The organism is Arthrobacter sp. NPDC058192 (genome assembly GCF_042883665.1).
In the GTDB taxonomy this organism is placed as follows: Bacteria; Actinomycetota; Actinomycetes; order Actinomycetales; family Micrococcaceae; genus Arthrobacter.
The window spans coordinates 81395-102181 of sequence record NZ_JBHVVJ010000010.1; the positions used below are offsets into that span (position 1 = coordinate 81395).

17 protein-coding genes are annotated in these 20787 nt (G+C 68.7%); 9 read left to right on the forward strand and 8 right to left on the reverse strand.

The window, feature by feature from the left end:
- Window positions 1-248 precede the first annotated feature (248 nt).
- From dhaK to dhaM, 3 genes are read left to right on the forward strand one after another with little or no spacing between them, the layout of a single operon-like run.
- Window positions 249-1250: a dihydroxyacetone kinase subunit DhaK gene (gene dhaK, locus ACFVVK_RS11745; protein ID WP_390266633.1), complete on the forward strand. Its 1002-nt coding sequence runs from the start codon at window positions 249-251 to the stop codon at window positions 1248-1250.
- Window positions 1251-1252: 2 nt separating this feature from the next.
- Window positions 1253-1882, forward strand: a complete 630-nt coding sequence (gene dhaL, locus ACFVVK_RS11750) for a dihydroxyacetone kinase subunit DhaL (RefSeq protein WP_390266635.1) — start codon at window positions 1253-1255, stop codon at window positions 1880-1882.
- Complete coding sequence (gene dhaM, locus ACFVVK_RS11755; protein WP_390266637.1) at window positions 1879-2550, forward strand: dihydroxyacetone kinase phosphoryl donor subunit DhaM; 672 nt, start codon at window positions 1879-1881, stop codon at window positions 2548-2550. The genes dhaL and dhaM overlap by 4 nt, the downstream gene beginning before the upstream one ends.
- Window positions 2551-2630: 80 nt before the next feature.
- Here the strand turns inward: dhaM and ACFVVK_RS11760 are convergent, their stop codons facing one another.
- Both ACFVVK_RS11760 and ACFVVK_RS11765 read right to left on the reverse strand, forming a co-directional pair.
- Complete coding sequence (locus tag ACFVVK_RS11760) at window positions 2631-3305, reverse strand: haloacid dehalogenase type II (RefSeq protein WP_390266639.1); 675 nt, start codon at window positions 3303-3305, stop codon at window positions 2631-2633.
- Window positions 3306-3424: 119 nt separating this feature from the next.
- On the reverse strand, window positions 3425-4261 hold the full coding sequence (locus tag ACFVVK_RS11765; RefSeq protein ID WP_390266641.1) for an A/G-specific adenine glycosylase: 837 nt from the start codon (window positions 4259-4261) through the stop codon (window positions 3425-3427).
- Window positions 4262-4581: 320 nt separating this feature from the next.
- Between ACFVVK_RS11765 and ACFVVK_RS11770 the strand changes: the two genes are divergently transcribed.
- The gene (locus tag ACFVVK_RS11770) at window positions 4582-5298 is read left to right on the forward strand and encodes a hypothetical protein (RefSeq protein WP_390266643.1); all 717 of its coding nucleotides are present in this window, start codon (window positions 4582-4584) and stop codon (window positions 5296-5298) included.
- A 35-nt stretch (window positions 5299-5333) separates the two neighbouring features.
- Here ACFVVK_RS11770 and disA read toward each other — a convergent pair whose 3' ends face one another.
- Complete coding sequence (disA, locus tag ACFVVK_RS11775) at window positions 5334-6410, reverse strand: DNA integrity scanning diadenylate cyclase DisA (RefSeq protein WP_390266645.1); 1077 nt, start codon at window positions 6408-6410, stop codon at window positions 5334-5336.
- 366 nt (window positions 6411-6776) lie between these two features.
- Between disA and ACFVVK_RS11780 the strand changes: the two genes are divergently transcribed.
- Window positions 6777-8390: a peptide chain release factor 3 gene (locus ACFVVK_RS11780; protein ID WP_390266647.1), complete on the forward strand. Its 1614-nt coding sequence runs from the start codon at window positions 6777-6779 to the stop codon at window positions 8388-8390.
- Window positions 8391-8568: 178 nt separating this feature from the next.
- Complete coding sequence (locus tag ACFVVK_RS11785; protein ID WP_390266649.1) at window positions 8569-9939, forward strand: protein kinase; 1371 nt, start codon at window positions 8569-8571, stop codon at window positions 9937-9939.
- 54 nt (window positions 9940-9993) lie between these two features.
- Here ACFVVK_RS11785 and ACFVVK_RS11790 read toward each other — a convergent pair whose 3' ends face one another.
- The gene (locus ACFVVK_RS11790) at window positions 9994-11202 is read right to left on the reverse strand and encodes a PucR family transcriptional regulator (RefSeq protein ID WP_390266651.1); all 1209 of its coding nucleotides are present in this window, start codon (window positions 11200-11202) and stop codon (window positions 9994-9996) included.
- A 97-nt stretch (window positions 11203-11299) separates the two neighbouring features.
- On the opposite strand from ACFVVK_RS11790, the gene ACFVVK_RS11795 reads away from it, so the two are divergent.
- Both ACFVVK_RS11795 and ACFVVK_RS11800 read left to right on the forward strand, forming a co-directional pair.
- Entirely contained in the window at window positions 11300-12382 is a 1083-nt protein-coding gene (locus ACFVVK_RS11795; RefSeq protein ID WP_390266653.1) for a ferredoxin reductase, read from the forward strand.
- A gap of 14 nt (window positions 12383-12396) precedes the next feature.
- Window positions 12397-13611, forward strand: coding sequence for a fatty acid desaturase family protein (locus ACFVVK_RS11800; protein ID WP_390266655.1), 1215 nt, complete (start codon window positions 12397-12399; stop codon window positions 13609-13611).
- 153 nt (window positions 13612-13764) lie between these two features.
- Here ACFVVK_RS11800 and ACFVVK_RS11805 read toward each other — a convergent pair whose 3' ends face one another.
- From ACFVVK_RS11805 to ACFVVK_RS11820, 4 genes are all read right to left on the reverse strand, one after another.
- Window positions 13765-14400, reverse strand: a complete 636-nt coding sequence (locus tag ACFVVK_RS11805) for a class I SAM-dependent methyltransferase (protein WP_390266657.1) — start codon at window positions 14398-14400, stop codon at window positions 13765-13767.
- Between the two features lie 15 nt (window positions 14401-14415).
- Complete coding sequence (locus ACFVVK_RS11810) at window positions 14416-16563, reverse strand: copper-translocating P-type ATPase (RefSeq protein ID WP_390266659.1); 2148 nt, start codon at window positions 16561-16563, stop codon at window positions 14416-14418.
- Between the two features lie 246 nt (window positions 16564-16809).
- Window positions 16810-18183 (reverse strand): DNA repair protein RadA, encoded by a 1374-nt coding sequence (gene radA / locus ACFVVK_RS11815; RefSeq protein ID WP_390266661.1) that lies wholly within the window; start codon window positions 18181-18183, stop codon window positions 16810-16812.
- 68 nt (window positions 18184-18251) lie between these two features.
- Window positions 18252-19379, reverse strand: coding sequence for an aromatic acid exporter family protein (locus tag ACFVVK_RS11820; protein WP_390266663.1), 1128 nt, complete (start codon window positions 19377-19379; stop codon window positions 18252-18254).
- 239 nt (window positions 19380-19618) lie between these two features.
- Here ACFVVK_RS11820 and pstS point away from each other — a divergent pair, with 239 nt between their 5' ends.
- Window positions 19619-20740 (forward strand): phosphate ABC transporter substrate-binding protein PstS, encoded by a 1122-nt coding sequence (gene pstS / locus ACFVVK_RS11825; protein WP_390266665.1) that lies wholly within the window; start codon window positions 19619-19621, stop codon window positions 20738-20740.
- Window positions 20741-20787 lie beyond the last annotated feature (47 nt).

The following is a 20787-nucleotide window of genomic DNA, read 5'->3' on the forward strand; positions in this document are numbered from 1 at the left end:
GTTCCGCGGCGTCGCCGCCGGCACGGACGGAAGCCGCAGCCCGGCCGGAGCCTGTGGACCATTCGCCGCTAAGTTCGGCCCGGGCGCCGCAGGGCCGGCTCGCGGCGCCGCCGTTTTCGTGGCTGGGCGAGGACGCGTGGCCACACCTTCCGGGCCGACAAGCAGGCTCGTAGTCCCGCCTACCGCCTGTCGGGCCCCGGTAGTAGGGTCTAAGCAAGCAGCCAGGACACCATCCAGGGAGCACCGCCATGAAGAAGCTCATCAATGATCCCAAAGCAGTGGTCGACGAGTCGGTGGAAGGGTTCGGGCTTGCACACGCCGATCTCGTGACCGTTTTCCCGGACCCGAAGTACATCGTGCGCAAGGACGCCCCGGTGGCCGGGAAAGTCGGCCTGGTTTCCGGCGGCGGCAGCGGGCATGAGCCGCTGCACGGCGGTTACGTCGGCAAGGGCATGCTCGACGCCGCCGTGCCCGGGGCCGTGTTCACCTCGCCAACGCCGGACCAGATCCTGCCGGCCACGCTGGCGGTGAACTCCGGCGCCGGCGTCGTGCACATCGTCAAGAACTACACCGGCGACGTCCTGAACTTCGAGACCGCCGCCGAACTCGCGCAGGCCGAAGGCGTCGATGTCCGTACCGTCCTGGTCAACGATGACGTCGCGGTGGAGGACTCGTTGTACACGGCCGGCCGGCGCGGTGTCGGCGGCACGGTCCTGGTTGAGAAGATCGCGGGCGCGGCGGCCGAGCGTGGCGACAACCTGGAGGCCGTCGCGGCGATCGGTGACCGGGTCAACCAGAACGTGCGCAGCATGGGCGTTGCCTTGACCGCCTGCACGGTGCCGCATGCTGGAGCGCCGAGTTTTGAACTGGAGGAAAACGAGATCGAGATCGGGATCGGCATCCACGGCGAGCCGGGACGGCACCGCATCCCGATGGAAAACGCCGACGGCATCACCGACCGGCTCCTGGACCCGGTGGTCGGCGACCTCGGACTCGGCTCGGGAGACAACGTGCTGTTGTTCGTGAACGGCATGGGCGGCACTCCGCAAAGCGAGTTGTACATCGTGTACCGCCGGGCCGTCCAGAAACTGGCCGAGAAGGGTGTCACGGTGGCGCGTTCCCTTGTAGGCAACTACATCACGTCCCTCGAAATGCAGGGCTGCTCCATCACGGTGCTGCGCCTCGACGACGAGCTGACCGCGCTCTGGGACGCTCCCGTGCACACCCCGGCCCTTCGCTGGGGCGTCTGACCGTGGGGCTGGATGTCCGCTGGGCCGTCCGCTGGCTGACGCTCTCGGCGCAGGCCATGGCCGATCACCGGGTGGAGCTGATCGAGCTGGACCGGTCGATCGGGGACTCAGACCACGGCGAGAACATGGACCGTGGTTTCCAGGCCGTCCTGGGCAAACTCGCCGAGGCGCCGCCGGAAACCCCGGGTGCGGCCTTGAAGCTGACGGCGATGACGCTCATGTCCAAGGTCGGCGGGGCGGCCGGCCCCCTGTACGGCACCGCGTTCCTGCGGGCTGCCACCGCGCTGGGTGACGCTTCCGACGTTGACGCCGCCACGCTTGCCGCCGCACTGCAGGCGGCCCGCGACGGGCTAGTCGCCCGCGGCAAGGCCGAGCCCGGGGATAAAACCATGGTGGACGCCTGGACGCCGGCGATTGAGGCCGCGGCTGCTGCTGCGGCCGGTGATGGCGATGTCCGGAAGGTGCTGCTTGCCGCGGCCGAAGCGGCTGAGGCCGGCGCCGTGTCCACGGATCCGATGTTGGCCCGCAAGGGCCGTGCCAGCTACCTGGGGGAGCGCAGCATCGGGCACCGCGACCCGGGCGCGGTCTCCAGCGCACTGATCCTGCGCGCCGCGGCGGGGGCGGCCGAATGACCGTCCGGCTGGTCGTCGTCTCGCACAGCGCCAAAATTGCCGACGGCGCCGTCGAACTGGCTGCGCAGATGGCGCCCGACGTCGTCATGGTCCCCGCCGGGGGCACGGACGACGGCCGGATCGGCACGAGCCTGGACAAGGTTCTTGCGGCACTGGAGCAGGCCGGTGATGAGGGCGTCGTGGTGCTCACCGACCTCGGCTCCGCGGTGATGACCGCCGAGTCCGCAGCGGAGTTCGCGGCGGATCCGGGGGCGGTGCTGCTCGCGGATGCGCCCCTGGTGGAGGGGCTGGTGGCAGCCGCGGTGGCTGCCCAGGCCGGGGCCGACGCCGCGGCGGTGAAGGACGCTGCCGAGGCCGTGTACCGGCCTCCGGCCCACCCCGCCGGGGCTGGCCACGAGCACCAGCAGCCGCCGGACGTCACCGGAGACTTCGAGCTCGTCAACCAGGCCGGCATGCATGCCCGGCCGGCGGCGAAAATTGCGGGCGGGCTGTCCGGCATGGACGCCGAAGTGACCGTCAACGGCGCCGACGGTGCCTCCATGACGGAGCTGATGATGCTGGCCGCCGGCAAGGGTACCGTCCTGCACGTGGAGGCCAGCGGCCCGGACGCGGCCAAGGCGGTCGGTTACCTGGAAGGCCTGGTCTCGTCAGGGTTCGGGGAGCCGTAGCCCAGCAGGCAGACACCACGACCTGGCGTCATCCTAAAGAATCCGGGCGGGAGCTCAAGTGCCCTTTCCCGCCTGCCTGTTCAGGCTGCCAGCGCAGCCGGGAGTTCCGTGAGGGCACCTACCGTGATGTCCGGGGATTGGAAATACGCCGGATAGTCCGCGCCCGCCCGGTTCAGCCAGGCCGTCTTCAGCCCGGCCTTGGCTGCCCCATGGATATCCCAGGGGTGCACGGCCACGAGCATTATTTCGGAAGTGCTTGCCCCGGCCGATGCTGCGGCGTAGTCGTAGGAGGCCCGGGCGGGTTTCCAGGCGGGGGCGTCTTCGACGGACAGCAGCATCTCGAATTCCTCCTTGATCCCGCCCGAAGCGAACAGCTGTGCCGTCAGGGCGGCCGCTCCGTTGGTCAGGGTGATCAGCCGGTGCCCTGCCGCGCTCAGGGCACGGACACCAGCAGGGACATCCGGGTGGAGCGAGAGGCTCCGCATGGCTGCCATTACCTGGTCGACGGCATCGTCCAGGTCCCCGCCTACCCCTTCCGCAACCAGCAGCCCGTGGAGGGCATTGGCTCCTATGGCCGCGAAGGAGCCGTTGTCGCCGCTGGCTGTGAGGGCGAATCCGTCACGCAGCAGAGTCGCAAACCACAGCTTGGCCAACTCCCTGGGCGCCCCGACAGCGCTGAACGCGTCGCCGAGCGGGGCCATGTCCGAGAGGGTCTCGTTGACGTCAAAAACAATGACTGGGGGTGTGACGCTCATTGGTTCTCCTGCCTCCGGTTGTCCCTTTCAAACGACGTCGGGGCCGACCTGATACGGGCGGGCAGGCCCGGACGCTTCGCAGCTGCTGGGGTTAGTCTAGGGCGGCTCAGCGCGGGCCGTCAGGCGGGGAGTCGGAAGCCGCCCCGGTGCAGTGCCGCGAGGCCGTCGTCCAGCAGGCCGGCCAGCGCCCGCTCCAGCTGCTCGGGGGCCGCATTGAGCCGGTGCAGGGCCGCGAGCGGGATTCCGATTCCGTGCGGCTCGAAGCCCAGGTCTGCCGGGGCCCGGTGGAACAGCTCCGGTGCCACGGGATCCTCGGCCACCCGCAGGACAGCCATGACCGCACCGCGCACCTGCCGGTCCGTACCGTGCCAGGCCTGCCCCTTCGGCGTATACGTCGGCGGCGGCTCGCCAGCGGCACGCCAGGCGCAGGAGCCACGGACCGGGCACTGCCCGCACTTGGGGGCCCGCGCCGTGCAGACCAGCGCACCGAGTTCCATGACGGAGGCGTTCCAACGCACCGACGCATCAGGATCCGCCGGGAGCAGCGCCGCCGCCAGCCGCATTTCGGCGGCCGTCAGGGCCTGCGAGGGCAAGGCCGAACCGGAGACCAGCCGCGCATGGACCCGGCGGATGTTCGTGTCCACCACGGTTTCGCGGCCGCCGAAGGCGAAAGCCGCAACGGCCGCCGCCGTGTAGCTGCCCACCCCCGGGAGATCCAGGAGGTCCGCGTGGACTGCGGGGACGGTGCCGCCGTGGCTGTCCCTGATGACCACGGCCGCCGCGTGCAGGCGCAGGGCGCGCCGAGGATACCCCAGCCGGCCCCAGGCCCGGACGGCTTCCCCGGGAGGCTCGCTGGCCAGATCGGACGGCTCCGGCCAGCGGCGCAGCCACTCCTCCCAGACCGGAAGTACCCGGACCACCGGGGTCTGCTGGAGCATGACCTCGCTGACCAGCACTCCCCACGGCGTGCACTCCGCCGCTCGCCATGGCAGTTCCCGTGCGCTGGCCTCGAACCAGTCATCCAGGGCGGCATGCAGGGCGGGGAGTTCCGGGCCGCCTGGCGCAGCCGCGGCGTTAACTGACGCGGCTGCAGCAGCAGGGCCGGCGGGCGCAGGCCCGGGCGGCTGAGCGGCCAGTGCGGAGGGGGCTGGGGCTAGAGTTTCGATCCATTCAGCGTAATAGATCCGGCAATAGATTCGGGACCTTGGATCGGGTTGGTGGAGGGCGCGCGGCGTGGTCGGACGCCATAGTCAGCGCGGTTCTCTAGGCTAGAAGAATGGTCAGGCAAGGCAATTCAGGAACGGGCAGTTCGCGGCGGACGGGTTCGGGCCGAGGACAGCCGGTGCGCAAACCCGGCCGGCGCCCGCTCGCCCCGGTCTACCGCCGCCGCCGGCTGTTTGCCGGCCTGGTCCTGCTGCTCGTCATCGCCGTGGTCTTCGGCGGCTTTGCGGCCGTCTCGAGCGCCATCAGCGGCGCTGAGCCTTCTGGCGGCCAGCCGTCCCGAACCGGCGCGGCGTCAGACGGCCAGCCGACCGCCTCGCCGTCGGACAGCCCGGGTGAGTCCACGTCCGCTTCGGCCGACCCTACCCCCTCATCTGGCGATGGCTGCGAGCAGAACCTGGTGACCGTCACGGCCGCCACGGACAAGGACAGCTACGCCGCGGGTGAGAAGCCGCTGCTGACCCTCAAGGTGACCAACAACAACAAGGTCCCGTGCGAGGTCAACATCGGGACCTCGCAGATGGAGTACATGATCACCAGCGGCTCGGACCGGATTTTCTCCTCCAAGGACTGCGAGGCCGAGAGCACGGACCTGATGAAGACCATCGCCCCGGGCAAAAGCGAGACCGCGAACTTCCCGTGGCAGCGCAACCGCACGGTGCAGGGCTGCCAGTCCGTCGAGGCCACGCCCGGGGCCGGGGGCGCCTACTACGTCTTCACAGCCAGGCTGGCGAACAAGACCAGCACCAAGGCCGTGTTCCAGCTCAACTGATTCCCAGCCGGCCCCCTCGCCAAAAGGGAAGGGGCTTAGAGGAAGCGGTCCAGCAGGCTGGCTTCGGCCATGCGGCTCAGGCCCTCCCTGACGGTTCTGGCGCGCTGGTCACCGATCCCGTCCACTGTCATGAGGTCATCGATCGTTGCCGCCATCAGGAACTGAAGGCCGCCAAAGTGGTCCACGAGCCGGTCAGCGACGGCCCGGGGCACGGCCTTGAGGCCGGACAGCAGGCGGTAGCCGCGCGGCTGCACGACGGCGTCGAGGTTGGCCTCTCCGCCGGCGAAACCGACGATCCCGGCGATCTTGCCCAGATCAATCAGTTCGGTGGGACCCAGGCCGACGAGGGCCTTGACCGCGTTGTCGATGTTCTTCGCGGTTGCGTCGGGGCCGGAGTAGTCACGGATGATCACGTCACTGCCGGGGCCGCGGCCCACGGTGAGTTCGTCGAGCTGCAGCGACAACAGGCGGCCGTCCTCGCCCAGTTCCAGGACGTACTGCGAGATTTCCTCGGAGATCCGGCGGACCATCTCCTGGCGCTGAAGCGTCACCGCGACGTCGCGGACCGTCACCATGGCTTCGATTTCCAGTGCGGAGAGCGAACTGGTCACCTGATCCAGGCGCGACCGGTAGCGTTCCAGGGTCGCCAGGGCCTGGTTGGCCCGGGCCAGGACCTTCTCGGAACCCTCCAGGACGTGGCGCAGGCCGTTCACGTAAAGCGCGATGATCTGCATCGACTGGCTGACCGAAATGACCGGGACGCCCGTCTGGATTGCCACGCGTTCCGCGGTCCGGTGCCGGGTGCCCGATTCCTGCGTTTCAATGCTCGAGTCCGGGACGAGTTGGACCGCCGCGCGCAGGATGTTGCTGGCATCCTTGTCGCAGACAATGGCGCCGTCCATCTTGGCCAGTTCGCGCAACCGGGTGGGGGAGAAGTCGATGCCGATCTCGAAGCCGCCCGAACAGATGGACTCGATGGTCCGGTCGATGCCCAGCACGATCAGCGCGCCGGTGCGTCCCCGGAGGATGCGTTCCAGGCCGTCGCGGAGGGCGGTGCCCGGTGCCACCCTGGCCAGGGTGGCCTTGAGTGCATCTTCAGGGCTCCGGGCCATAGATTTCCCTTCAAAGGTGCAGGCACGAACCTGCAGGTGCGCCGGTTCCGAGGGTCTACCGGCAGGATCAAAAGTACTCAGTTCCCCGCTCCCCCAATGATAGAGGTAAAGCGGGGCTACTTCCGCACAGGCAAGCCCTAAAGTGGCTCATTGCGACGTGCCGCCGGACGCATCCGAAGGGGCTGCAAGCGGTGCGGTTTGGGGCGGCATTTTGGGGGATCCCGGCCGCCCGGCCATTCGTACTGCCTGCCGGGCGCCGGGCGGCCGCTTCGCGCGGGTTCCGCGGCCTGGGATAAACTTGGTCCTTGGGTGTACCGCGGGCTCTCCGCGCCGTGACCCGTCCACAGCCGCAGCGAAAGTAGCATCGTGTCCCAAGAAGTCCTTAGCCCCGCCCGAGTCCAGGAGATTCACAAGCAGGCGGCCCGGCGTCGGACATTCGCGGTCATTTCGCACCCCGACGCCGGCAAATCGACCCTGACGGAGGCCCTCGCGCTGCATGCAAAGGTGATCGGCACAGCCGGCGCCTCCAGCGGCAAGGCCAACCGCAAGGAGACGGTCTCGGACTGGATGCAGATGGAAAAGGACCGCGGCATCTCCATCAGCTCCGCCGCTCTGCAGTTCGCCTACCGGGACACCGTCATCAACCTCCTGGATACCCCCGGCCACGCGGACTTCTCGGAGGACACCTACCGTGTGCTGGCGGCCGTGGACTGCGCCGTGATGCTGGTTGACGCCGCGAAGGGCCTGGAAACCCAGACCATGAAGCTCTTCGAGGTCTGCAAGCAGCGCAACCTACCCATCATCACCGTGATCAACAAATGGGACCGCCCGGGCCTGGACGCGCTGGCCCTCATGGACGAAATCACCGAGCGCACCGGCCTGCAGCCGATGCCGCTGACCTGGGCCGTGGGCATCTCCGGCGACTTCCGCGGCGTCTGGGACCTGCGCAATGACCGTTTCGCGCAGTTCAAGCGCAATAACGCCGGCGCCAACATCGCCCTCACCGAGTACTTCACCCCGGAAGAGGCCGCCGCCAGCCAGGGCGAGGACTGGGCCAACGCCGTGGACGAGGCCGGGCTGGTCATCGAATCGAATCTGGCGTTCGACGTCGCGGCCTTCCACGCCGGCAAGGCGACCCCGATCCTCTTCAGCTCGGCGGCCCTGAACTTCGGCGTGAAGGAAATCCTTGACGCCCTGGTCGACTTCGCCCCGCCCGCCGCCCCGCGTCCCGACGTCGACGGTGCCGCCCGTCCCGTCGATGCGCCGTTCGCCGGCTTCGTCTTCAAGGTCCAGGCCGGCATGAACAAGGCCCACCGGGACCACGTCGCCTTCATCCGCGTCTGCTCCGGCGTCTTCGAACGCGGCATGGTGGTGACGCAGGGCCGGACCGGGAAGTCGTTCGCCACCAAGTACGCCCAGCAGGTGTTCGGGCGCGAACGCGAGGTCATTGACGAGGCTTTCCCCGGCGACGTCGTGGGCCTGGTGAACGCTTCCTCGCTGCGGGTCGGCGACAGCCTGTTCCTTGACCACCCGGTGGAGTTTCCCGCCATCCCGCTGTTCGCGCCGGAACACTTCCAGGTGGCGCGCTCGAAGGACCCCAGCCGCTTCAAGCAGTTCCGCCGCGGCATCGAACAACTCGAGCACGAGGGCGTCATCCAGGTGCTCCGCTCCGACATCCGCGGTGACCAGGCGCCCGTTCTTGCCGCCGTCGGGCCCATGCAGTTCGAAGTGGTCGAAGACCGGATGGCCCACGACTTCAGCGCCCCGATGCGCCTGGAGCGGCTGCCGTACTCCCTTGCCAGGATCTCGACGGCGGATGCCATGCCGGCGCTGGCCAACGTGCCCGGCGCCGAGGTGCTGCTGAGGTCGGACGGGGAGTACCTGGCCCTGTTCAACGACGTCTGGGCGCTGCGCCGGATCGAAAAGAACCACCCGGATCTGACGCTGGTACCGATCGGCACCCACAACCCCGCCAAATAGCGCGCGATGGCCGGACCGGAAATCCTCGATTCCGCCCCGGGCAGGGCTTGCCGGTTTCGGATTCCGCGCTATCATAAGTAAGCTTGCTTTCTATGCGGGCGCCGGGTGCAGCTATCCGGCTTCGGACCGATCCGCCCGATCCCACCGACGGGCCCCATCCAAGGGACCACGTAGCCTTTTGACAACAACATTGGAACCCGGGCACCTCCTCAGCGGGCGTTACCGGATCGAAGAACTGATTGGTCGCGGAAGCCAGTCGAGCGTCTACCGGGCCACTGACGAGACGCTGGGACGCGAAGTGGCAGTGAAGCTCTTCCGCGACGGCGCTGTGGACGAAGAACGGACGCGCCGGCAAAGCGACGAAGTGCGGATCCTCGCAGGGATGGCCCATCACGCCCTGGTCACGCTGTTCGACGCCGGCGCGGACACGACCGACCCGGACCGCACCCTCAGCTACCTGGTGATGGAACTTGTCCGCGGCCCGGACCTCCGCCGCCGCTCCGCCGAGGGTCCGCTTTCGGCGGCGCACATGGCGCTGATCGGCCACGATCTCGCCGACGGCCTGGCGCACATCCACCACCACGGCATCATCCACCGGGACGTCAAGCCGGCCAATGTCCTGCTCGTTGAGTACAGCGCCGATGACCCGCGGCCGCGCGCCAAGCTCAGCGATTTCGGCGTGGCGATCACCATCCGTGAAGACCACCACGGCGGCATCGACGACAGTTCCGGCACGCCCGCCTACCTCAGCCCCGAACAGGCCGCCGGCGAACCCGCCGGACCAGCCAGCGACATCTATTCACTGGGCCTGGTCCTGCTGGAAGGGCTGACCGGGAAGATGGCGTACCCCGGCGCGCCCATCCAGTCCGCGCTGGCCCGGCTGCTGCAGGACCCGGACATCCCGGAAGGGCTCGCGCCCATGTGGATGGCCCTGCTGTCCTCCATGCTGGACAGGGACCCCGCGGCCCGCCCGCCGGCGCGCGAGGTGTCCCTGGCCCTGCGCCAGGAAGTCATCAACGGTGCCGGCCGCCACCGCCGGGAGGCGGCAGCGCTGCTGACCGACGAGGAAGGGCGCATGCGGGCAGTTGAGCGCTACGAGATCCTGGACACCCCGAAAGACGGCGCCTTCGATCGGATCGCTGCCCTGGCCGCGCGCATGTTCTCGGTGCCTGTGGCGATTGTCAGCATTGTCGACCATGACCGCATCTGGTTTAAGGCCCACCACGGCACGGACGTCACCGAGATCGGCCGCGACCCCGGGCTGTGCGCTTCCGCCATCCTGCAGGGCGATCCCTGGATCGTGGAGGACGCCGGCATCGATCCCCGAACGCTGACCAACCCCCTCGTCGCCGGCGAGTTCGGCCTGCAGTTCTATGCCGGGGTGCCGTTGCGCACCCCGGACGGCTACAACCTGGGCGCCTTCTGCATCCTGGACCGTGAACCCCGCAAATTCAGCGCTGAGGACGTTTCCGCGCTGGAGGATATGGCCGCGCTCGTCATGCACGACCTGGAGTTGCGGCGCCACAGCCGGCAGGTGCTCGTCGGCTAGGGGGCCGGCGCCGTCTGCCAGGCTCCAGATAACCGTCGCCGATGCGCCCCCGGCCTACCGCCGGCCGGCGTGCAGGGCCAACTCCAATTCGAAGCGCGCAGTGGGATCCTCAAGGGCATCGCCGAAGAGCTCGCGCAGCTGCGCCGCCCGGTAACCAACGGTCTGCGGATGAATCCCGAGTTCTGCGGCCACCGGGGCCCGCTGGCCCCAGTGGCGCAACCACGACAGCAGCGTTTCGGCGAGCCGTTCCCGTTGCGCCGGCCGGAGTCCCTCCAGCGGCGCGAGCCGGCGGTTGGCCAGCTCGGCGATCGCGGAGGGTTCGGCTCCGAGAATCACCTGCGCCAGGTGCTCGTCCGCCCAGATCGGCGGATCGTCCGGTCCCTCGCGCGGAGGCAGCCCTGCGGCCGCCAGCACGGCCAGGCGCAGCGAATCCGGAACCTTCTCCCAGCCGCCGGCCGGCCCCACGGAAGCGCCGCGACCCTTAAGCGCGCGGTTCAGCTCCTCCCGTGCGGATCTGGATTTCCGCGCCGGGATCAACGCCACGACGTCCGTCTCCCGCTCGATGACCAAGGCTCCGGGACCGAGCCGCAGCCGCAGCCCGGCCGCCCGGTCCAGCGGCAGCGTCACCACCGCCACACGCTGCGGCAGTGACCAGTCCGCCATCGCCGCCGTCTGGCGCAGGGCTGCCTCGTCGGCCTGGCCGAGCAGGAGCAGGTCCAGAAGCTCAGTGCGACGCCGGTCCACAGCTCCGGCGCGCTCGGACTGTTCAAAGGCATAGGCCTCGGCGCTTACCGCCGAGAGCTCATCGATGTAGGCCAGGATCGACTCGCCCAGATCCACCACGACACCCTGGCCCAGATGGTGTTCCACCGAGACCCTGGACATTTCCCGGAACGTCACGCGGGCCCCCATCCGGTAGGCACTCAGCAGGGCGTCCATGCTCCGCCCCTGCCGGAACTCACCGCTGCCCAGCCCAGCCACCAGTTCCCGGCTTTCCTCAGACAGCGCCGGCAGCCGGGTACCGGGCAACTGGAGGAACCGGTCCAGCGCCGCGGCCACGCCCCGCCTCAGTCCCCGGCCGAAACGCCCCTCAATCGGCCGGGCGTACGCCGGCACCAACTGCGGAACGGCGTCGATGATGGCCTCGACGATCCCGGGCATCCTGGGACGGAGCATGTCGCTGACCTCCCGCGGCAGCGCCAGCCACGGCGGATCGTGCGCGGGGAGGGGGTCAGCGGGTTCCCGGGCAGGGGAGGCGTTCATGGACAATCCAAAGAGTTGTTACGGCAGGATAGTTTTATAGAGTCGATCGTATGCCTTGGGTGAAGAAGTATGGCTCAAATTGACATAAGGTTGTTGAATGATCCGGCTCCGTAAGCTGGCGCGTGCCGCATCTCTACTGACCACCCCCCTGGCGCCAGAAGACATTCTGTCGCTGTTCAATCCCGTGTTCTCCGCCCGCCAGTTGCGCGGCGTGGTCACCCGGGTGGTTCCAGAAACGGCCGATTCCGCCACCATTTTCTTCCGTCCCGGCCGCGGCTGGCAAGCACATCTTGCCGGCCAGTGGGCCCGAATCGGCGTCGAGCTCGACGGCGTCCGGCACTGGCGGTCGTATTCGCTCAGCGCCCCCGCGGGGCAGGACCCGGCCATCACGGTTAGCGACATGGGCGCCGTCTCCGCGGCCCTCGTGCGCGGTACCAAGCCCGGCGATGTCTTGTTCCTGGCGCCTCCGCAGGGCGACTTTGTCTTGCCGGAACACCCGCGCCCTCTGCTCATGCTCACGGCGGGCAGCGGAATCACCCCGGTGATGTCGATGATCCGCACGCTGGTACCGCACCGTCCCGACGCCGACGTCGTGCTCATCCACACTGCCCGCACCGCCGCGGACGCCATTTTCCGTGAAGAACTCGCCGAGCTTGCCGACCAGTTCCCCAACTTCCGGGTGACGCACTGGTTCACGGGCGACCAAGGACGGCTGGATTTCACGTCCGTCGATGACCTGGACCGGCTGTGCCCGGACTGGCGCCAGCGCGCCGCCTACGCGTGCGGCCCGGAAGAGTTCCTCAACGACACCGAGGCGCTCTGGGAGGCCGTCGGCGAGGTGGAACTGCCGGAGGCGGACACCGCGTCGGGCACGCTGACCATCGAACGCTTCAGTACCAGCCTCGCCGCCGGTGCCGGGCACGACGGCGGGCTGGTCACCTTTGAGGCCTCCGACCGTGAAGTCGAGGCCGACGGCGACACGCCGCTGCTCGATGTCGGCGAGGACGCCGGAGTCCTGATGCCCAGCGGCTGCCGCATGGGCATCTGCCACAGCTGCCTCATTCCGCTCCGTGCGGGCCACGTCCGGGACCTCCGCACCGGCGAAGTACACGGCGAGCCCGGCCAACTAATCCAGACGTGCGTGTCGGCAGCCGCCGGCCCCGTTAACCTCGACCTTTAGAGGAGTATCACCGCATGACGATAGTTTCCAGCAAGCCAGATGTTTCCGGTGCCGATGTCCCCGCCGCAGGCGGCACAGCAGCCGCCGCTGCCAAGGTTGCCGCAGGCGCGAAGACGCGGCCTGGCGCCCTCGCCGAGACCGGCAGCCCGCTGCTCCGTCCGCCCGCGGCTGCCCACCTAACCGATGAGCAGGTGGCGGAGCTGGGGCGCGAACTGGATGCCATCCGCGACGACATCCTCGCCAAGCGGGGAGCCTCGGACGCCGCGTACATCCGCCGGATGATCAAAATCCAGCGCGGCCTGGAGATCTCCGGCCGTGCGCTGCTGCTGATGGGCCGCAAGAAGCCCGCCTGGTTCGCCGGCACCACACTGTTGAGCTTGGCCAAGATCCTGGAAAACATGGAACTCGGGCACAACATCCTGCACGGCCAGTGGGACTGGATGCGGGACCCGGATATCCACTCCACCACCTGGGAATGGGATTTCGTCACCCCGGCGCGCTCCTGGCAGCACACGCACAACGATCTCCACCACCGTTGGACGAACGTGGTCGGCAAGGACAATGACATCGGATACAACCTGCTGCGGATGGATCCGGAGCAGGAATGGACGCCGTTTAACCTGGGCAATCCGCTCTACAACGCCCTTCTCGCACCCGTCTTCGAGTGGGGGATCGCGATCTACGACCTCGAACTCGTGGACTACAAGGAGGGCAAGAAGTCGAAAGAGGCCCTGACCAAGGACCTGAAGGCCCTCGGCCGCAAGGCCCTGAAGCAGTTCACCAAGGACTACGCCGCCACGCCCGCCGTCGCAATGCTGACCGGTTCCGGCAAGCAGGCACTCTACGGCACCCTGACCGCCAACGCCGTCCGCAACGTGTGGGCCCACGCGGTGATCTTCTGCGGCCACTTCCCGGAAGGCACTGACACCTTCACCGAGGAAATGGTGGAAGGCGAGACCCGCGGGGACTGGTACGTGCGGCAGATGATCGGCTCGGCCAACATCTCAGGCTCCAAGTTCATGCACCTCATGTCCGGCAACCTCTCGCACCAGATCGAGCACCACCTGTTCCCGGACCTGCCGTCGAACCGCTACGCCGAGGTGGCCCCGAAGGTGCAGGAAATCTGCAAGCGCTACGGACTGCCGTACACCACCGGCCCGCTGCTGAAGCAGGTCGGCTCCACGTGGGCCAAGATCTTCAAGCTGGCCCTGCCGCCGAAAAAGGCCTAGGCGCCAGGACCAGCTTCCAAGGCCGGGCCGACGCTTCCTCCCAGTTGCCCGCGCCGGTTCGGTCCGGCGGGAACGGGAAGCCCCGGAAATTCCGGACAGCCCCAAGCCCCGGCGCCGAGGCAACCGGGCGGGAACGCCACACCGAGGCTGGGCTCAGGGCTTGCTCGCCACACCCAGAACGTGGGCCAGCCGCGGGTTGCCGGGGAGAACCGAAAAGCCGAAGCGCTCGAGGTCCTGCACGGTGAGGCCGGCCCGAACGATCATGGCGGCGGTGTCACGGTTCGGGTGGCATCCGCCTGCCACCCGGCTCCACAGCGGGGTGGCCAGGTCTTCGGCGGCCCCCAGGACCCGGTGTGCGGAGCGGACGTGTTCATAGAACAGCAGCGAGCCGCCGGGGCGCAGGACCCGGACCGCCTCCGCCAGGGCGACGGACTGGTCCGCCACGCTGCACAGCACCAAACTGGAGACGACGACGTCCACCGAGGCGTCCGCCGCAGGCAGCGCTTCCGCCATCCCGTCCTGGACACTGATGGGCACCGGTGCCGTGCTGGCGGCGGCGAGGGCCAGTTCCCGGAGTGTTGGGTCCGGTTCGAGGGCCAGCACAGCAGACACCGCAGAAGGGTAGAACGGGAAGGTGGCCCCGTAGCCCGGCCCGATTTCGATGACGACGCCGTGCGCCGCCTCCACGAGCCGCCGGCGGTGCTCCGTTGCCCCGCGGGCGTCCATCCGCGGACCAACGCGGGCATAGGATCTTCCGAAGGATGACTCGCGGCGGCTGGTTTCCGGCATGTGCGCCCCTCACAGTCAGCCGGCCGCGGCCGGGTTGAGCTTGAGCCGGCGCAGCAACTGGGCGTTGAGGGCAACCACAATGGTCGACGCCGACATCATCACCGCGCCCGCGGCGGGGGAGAGGACGACCCCCGCGAAGGCGAGGACCCCGGCCGCCAGCGGCACCGAGATGACGTTGTACCCGGTGGCCCACACGAGGTTTTGCCACATCTTCCGGTAACTGGCCTTGGACAGGTCGAGCATCGACAGCACGGCCCGGGGATCATTGCCGGCCAGGACCACCCCGGCAGATTCCACCGCCACATCCGTGCCACCGCCAATTGCGATCCCCACCTCCGCCCGCGCCAGCGCGGGGGAGTCGTTGACGCCGTCGCCCACCATGGCCACTTTCAGGCCCCGGCCCTGCAGTTCCGCCACCTTCTTGTCCTTGTCCGCGGGGAGGACCTCGGCAAACACTTCATCGATGCCGAGTTCCGCGGCGACTGCGTGCGCGACCTGCCGGGCGTCGCCGGTGATCATGGCCACCTTGATGCCGCGCGCCTGGAGGTCCCGGACCGCCTGGCGCGACTCCGGCCGCACCGCATCCTCGAGGCTGACCGCGCCAACGACCGTGCCGCCGTCCACGACGTGCAGCACGGAGGCGCCGCGCTCCAGCCAAGCGCCCGTGACTGCGGCCAGATCCCGCGGTTCCTGCAGGCCCAGCTCCCGGAGCAGGGCCGGGCCGCCCACCTGGACCGTCCGGCCCTCGACCGTGGCGCGGACTCCGCGGCCGGTCAGGGAGGTGAACCCCTCCGCCGGCGGAATCTTCACTCCCCGTTCACGGGCGGCGGCAACGATCGAGCGGGCCAGGGGGTGTTCGCTGTCGGCCTCCACGGCGGCGGCGAGTCCCAGCACTGCGTCCTGGCCGGTGGCTGTGGCGGCCGCGACCTCCCTGAGCTCCGGCTCGCCCCTGGTCAGGGTCCCGGTCTTGTCGAACAGCACGACGTCGACTGTCCGCATGCGCTCCAGCGCCATCCGGTTCTTGATCAGCACGCCCGCCCGGGCGGCCCGCTCGGTGGAGAGGGCGATGACGAGCGGGATGGCAAGGCCGAGCGCATGGGGGCACGCGATCACCAGGACCGTCACGGTGCGCGTGACGGCGTCGCTTACACTGCCCATCAGGGACCAGAAGATGAAGGTCAGGACGCCGGTGCCGGCGGCGAAGTAGAAGAGGAACGCCGCGGCCCGGTCTGCGAGGGCCTGGGCCCGGGAGGAGGATGCCTGCGCCTCGGCCACGAGGCGTCGGATCCCGGCCAGGGCGGTGCCCTCGCCGGTCGCCACCACCCGGACGCGTACGGAGTTGTCCGTGGCGATGGTGCCGGCCACCACAGGATCGCCGGGTGTCCGCCGGACGGTTTTCGATTCGCCTGTGATCATGGATTCGTCGAACTCGGCCTCGCCGTCGCTGACAGTGCCGTCAGCCGGCATCCGGCCGCCGGGGCGGACCAGAATAATGTCTCCGGCGCGGAGCTCGGAGAGGCTGACAGTCTCCGTGCCGGCGGTTGTGACGCGTTCCGCTTCGTCGGGCAGCAGCGCCGCCAGGGCGTCCAGGGCGCCTTGGGCCGCGCCGAGGGCGCGCATCTCGATCCAGTGGCCCAGCAGCATGATGGGGACCAGCAGCGCCAGCTCCCACCAGAAGTCGAGATCGAAACCGCCGATGCCGAGGCTGGTCACCCAGGAGGCGACGAAGGCGACGCTGATGGCCATGGCGATCAGCAGCATCATCCCCGGTTGGCGCGTCCTCAGTTCATTGACGCCGCCCTGGAGGAACGGCCGGCCGCCGTAAAGGAAGATCACCGTGCCGAACACCGGCGGGACCCAGGCTGAGCCGGGAAAAGCGGGAGGCTCGTAGCCCAGGAGCTCTGCGAACATGGGGCTGAAGAAGACCACCGGAACGGCCAGCGCCAGTGTCAGCCAGAATCTGTCCCTGAACATCGCAACGCTGTGCCCGGCATGCTGGCCGTGGCTGTGCACCATGTGGTCGTCGTCCGGAGGGCGCCCCGCATCCCGGCTGGGCGTCCCCTTGGATATGTGCCCGTTGCCGGCGGCCCCGTGCCCGTGCTGACCGGCGTCGGCGCGCTGGTTGGCCGGGCGGACAGGCGGTCCAATGTGCTGGTGATCCACGATGACGTGCTCCTCGGATTAGGGCCGGTCATTTCCCAAGATACCCCCAGGGGGTATCCTTGGCAAGGCATTTTCCTTCGGATGTCGATCTCACCGCACCCCGGCTGACGCTCCTTCCCGGTTGCCCGCGCGTCGAGGGCAGTGCTGTACCAGCAAGTCCCGTAACCCGGGGTGCCCCGGGGGCGGGGGCGGCAGCAACTGGGAGGGAGCGCACCACTGTCCGTGGCCCTCCGTTGTTCGGCGGCGTCAGCCGATCAGCAGCCCCAAGGCCTCGGCCAGATGGCTGACTTCCTTCACCGAGAACCCCGCGGGAACTGGACCGTGCCCGTTGGCACTGGCCGGCACCACCGCGTGGGTGAAGCCGAGCCGGTGGGCCTCGTGGATGCGTTGGTTGATGCCCGGCACGGGACGCACTTCACCAGCGAGGCCGACCTCGCCGAAGGCGATCAGCCGCTGGGGCAGGGGCTTTCTGGCCTTCGCGGAGGCCACGGCCAGGGCCACGGCGAGGTCCGTCGCGGGTTCGCTGAGCTTGACCCCGCCGACGGTCGCCACGTAGGAGTCGTCTTTGTTCAGCAGGCAGCCGGCGCGCTGCTGCAGCACGGCCAGCAGCATCGCCACGCGTGAGCTGTCCAGGCCGCTGGTGGCGCGGCGCGGCTGCGCGCTGGCGCTTTCGGCGAGCAGCGACTGGACCTCGGCCAGCAGCGGGCGGCGGCCCTCCAGAGTCACCGTGATGCAGGTCCCGGAGACGGGCTCCTTGGTCCGCGTGACGAACAGGCCGCTGGGGTCGGCGAGGCCGGTGATGCCGTCCTCGTTCAGATCGAAGCAGCCGACGTCGTCGGTGGGTCCGTAGCGGTTCTTGACGGCGCGCAGCAGCCGCAGCCGCGAGTGCCGTTCGCCCTCGAACTGGCACACAACATCCACGAGGTGCTCGAGCAGGCGGGGCCCGGCGATGGAGCCGTCCTTGGTCACGTGCCCCACCAGCAGCGTGGTCATGTTGCGGCGCTTGGCGGCGGCGATCAGGGAGGCGGCAACCTCGCGCACCTGGGACACGCCGCCGGCGCTGCCCTCGACGTCGGCGCTGCTCAGGGTCTGGACCGAGTCCACCACCAGCAGCCGCGGTTCCAGTGTCTCCACCTGCCCCAGCGCCTGCCCGAGGTCCGTTTCGGCCGACAGATACAAGGACTCGGCAACGGCGTCGATCCGGTCAGCGCGGAGTTTGACCTGGGCCGCGGATTCCTCGCCGGTGATGTACAGGACGTCCTGGGCTGTGCGGGCGAACTTGGCCGCGACATCCAGCAGCAGCGTGGACTTGCCCACCCCGGGCTCACCGGCGAGGAGGATGACGGCGCCCGGCACCAGGCCGCCGCCGAGCACGCGGTCCAGTTCGTCCACGCCGGTGCGCAGGAAAGCCGCTGTTGTGGCGTCGACGTCGGCGATCGGGCGGGCGGGTTCAAGGACGGTGGTGGCCGCCGTCGTCCGGGCGACGGCAGTGCCGGTCTCCTCTACGGTGCCCCATGCCTGGCATTCGCCGCATCGGCCCACCCACTTAGCGGTCGTCCAGCCGCATTCGGCGCATTTGTAACCGGGCGCCTTGGGTCCCCGGGAAGTCTTCGTAGCCATTGGTCAACAGTATCGGGGACCAGTGACAAATCCCTGGGCCCAGGGGCAACACGCGGGGCCGCCACCCGCTACAGCGGGGGAAGGATGTCCCGGGCTTCCTTGGAATCCACGCCGGCGGCCTCGAGCAGGTCCACCATGAGCGGGCGGAAGAGCATGACCACCGTTTCGCCCTCGAGCCGGTGGACGTCCAGCAACCGCGGATGCAGGCGCCCGGCGATCTCCCGCAGCTCGGACCGGGCCGTGCGAAGGTGGGTGCGGCGCGCGCCGTCGTGGACCTCCGCCAGGCCCAGCGACAGCTCGTCGACGGCGGCGGCCGTCTCCTGCAGCACCTCGGCGATGTTCTGCGTGGCCTCGTCCGAGAGCGCCGCATGGTTGATGGCGCTGGTCAGGCGGCGGGCAAAGACCCGGCTGTTGCGCAGCGCGAGGTCGAGGTAGTCCAGCGACTGCTCCATCTGGTCCAGTTCCTCCCGGTGCCGCCGGTAGGCAGGGGCCAGAGTGGCCACTTCGCCGGAGGCGCGCAGCGACTGGCGCATGGCGTCGACGAGGGGCTGGCAGTTCCGCCCCCGGATCAGGGCATGCCAGGCCTGGGTGGAGTCGCTGTAGCTCAGCGCCGACGCGCATTCCCGCAACACCTCGGCGAGCTCGTGCAGCAGCTTCTTGACGTCGTTGCGGGGCTCACGGCGCGGGTCCCTGGGAACGAGGACAGTCATCAGCAGTGCGAACACCCCGCCCACGACCGCGTCGATGCTGCGGGTAAACGGCCCTCCGACCGGCGCCGGCAGGAGGACGACGAGCACCGACTGCAGGCCGAGCTGGGTGGTGAAGATGGTCCCGCTGTCCAGGAACCGGGCCAGCAGGATGGAGAACAGCAGAACGACGGCGGCCTGCCAGATTCCCGAGCCCAGCCAGTGCAGCAGCAGATCCCCGACCACAATGCCGAGCGTGCAGCCCAGGCCCACCTCGATGACGCGGCGCAGCCGGGGATCGCGGGAAAAGCCAAGGGCAATGAGTGAGGACGTGGCGGCAAACAACGGGCCGGAGTGGCCCAGGATGTATTCGGCGAACGCGTAGGCGCTGACGGCGCACGTGGTCATCTGGATGGCCGGACCAAGGGAGTTCTTGCTGCGGACAATGCCGGTGCGGACCCGGCCGCGCAGGAATCGTGCGCTTGCGGAAAATCCAGTCTCGGCGGCCATGCCCTCCAGTCTATTTGCTGCCCAAGGACCGCCACGGCCGATACGACTGTGACTCACAGAACACAATGGCTGGCCGGCAGATGTAAGCCATTAGCCCGACGTCGTTAACCGGCTGTTCACTTTGGACCGCCATTCTCTTCATCTGAGGCACCTACCTTCGGTAAAGGTACAAACCGTACGCATCCCTGCGCTGGTCCTCTCCGGCCATGCACGCAAAGCCCTGGAAGGGGTACATCTAAGTGAAGGCACTCCGCTTCGGCCGCAACGCGGCTATCGCAGTTATCGCCGCCGGCGCCCTCGCGCTGACCGCTTGCGGTTCGGATAACGCAACCAACACGGCCCAGACCGCTGCGCCGTCCGCCTCGGGCCCCGCGGTCACCGGCACTCTGACCGGCATTGGTTCTTCCGCCCAGGGCGCCGCCATGGACGTCTGGAAGACCAACTTCGCGTCAGCGAACCAGGGTGCCACTGTGCAGTACTCCCCGGACGGCTCCGGCGCCGGCCGCAAGGCGATCCTCGACGGCTCGGCCCAGTTCGCCGGCTCCGACGCCTATCTCAAAGATGAGGAGCTCGCCAGCTCCAAGACCCAGTGCGGTCCCGACGGCGCCATCGACCTCCCGGTCTACATTTCCCCGATCGCCGTGGCGTTCAACCTGCCCGGCATTACGGATCTGAAGCTCGATGCCGCGACCATCGCCAAGATCTTCCGCGGCCAGGTCGCCAACTGGAACGACCCCGCCATCGCGGCCCTGAACCCGGGCGTTACGCTGCCGAACCTCAAGGTCACCCCGGTGAACCGCTCGGATGACTCCGGCACCACCTCGAACTTCACCGACTACCTGTCCGCCGTCGCCCCCGAGGTCTGGACCGATAAGGCATCCGGCGTCTGGCCCGCCAGCCTGAAGGGCGAGAACGCCAAGGGCACCTCCGGCGTCGTCAAGACCGTCACCGACACCTCCGGTGCCGTGACCTACGCCGACGACTCCGCTGTCAGCGGCAAGCTCGGTACCGCGCAGGTCAAGGTGGGCGACTCGTTCACGAAGATCTCCGCCGACGCCGCTTCCAAGGCAGTCGATGCCGGCAAGCCGGTTGAGGGCCGCAGCCCCAACGACCTCGCCATCAAGCTGGACCGGAAGACCACGGTCGCGGGCGCCTACCCGATCGTCCTGGTGTCCTACCACATCGTCTGCACCAGCTATGACACGAAGGCCACGGCCGATCTGGTCAAGGCCTTCGTCAACTACGCAGCCTCCGACGCCGGCCAGAAGGCCGCCGCCGAGTCGGCCAAGTCGGCACCGCTGTCCAAGGCCCTCCAGGACAAGGTGAAGACGGCCCTCGAAGCTGTCAAGGCCAAGGCCTAGGGATCCGCTGCGCCGCAAGGCATAGTGAAAGCATCACCCTGACAAAG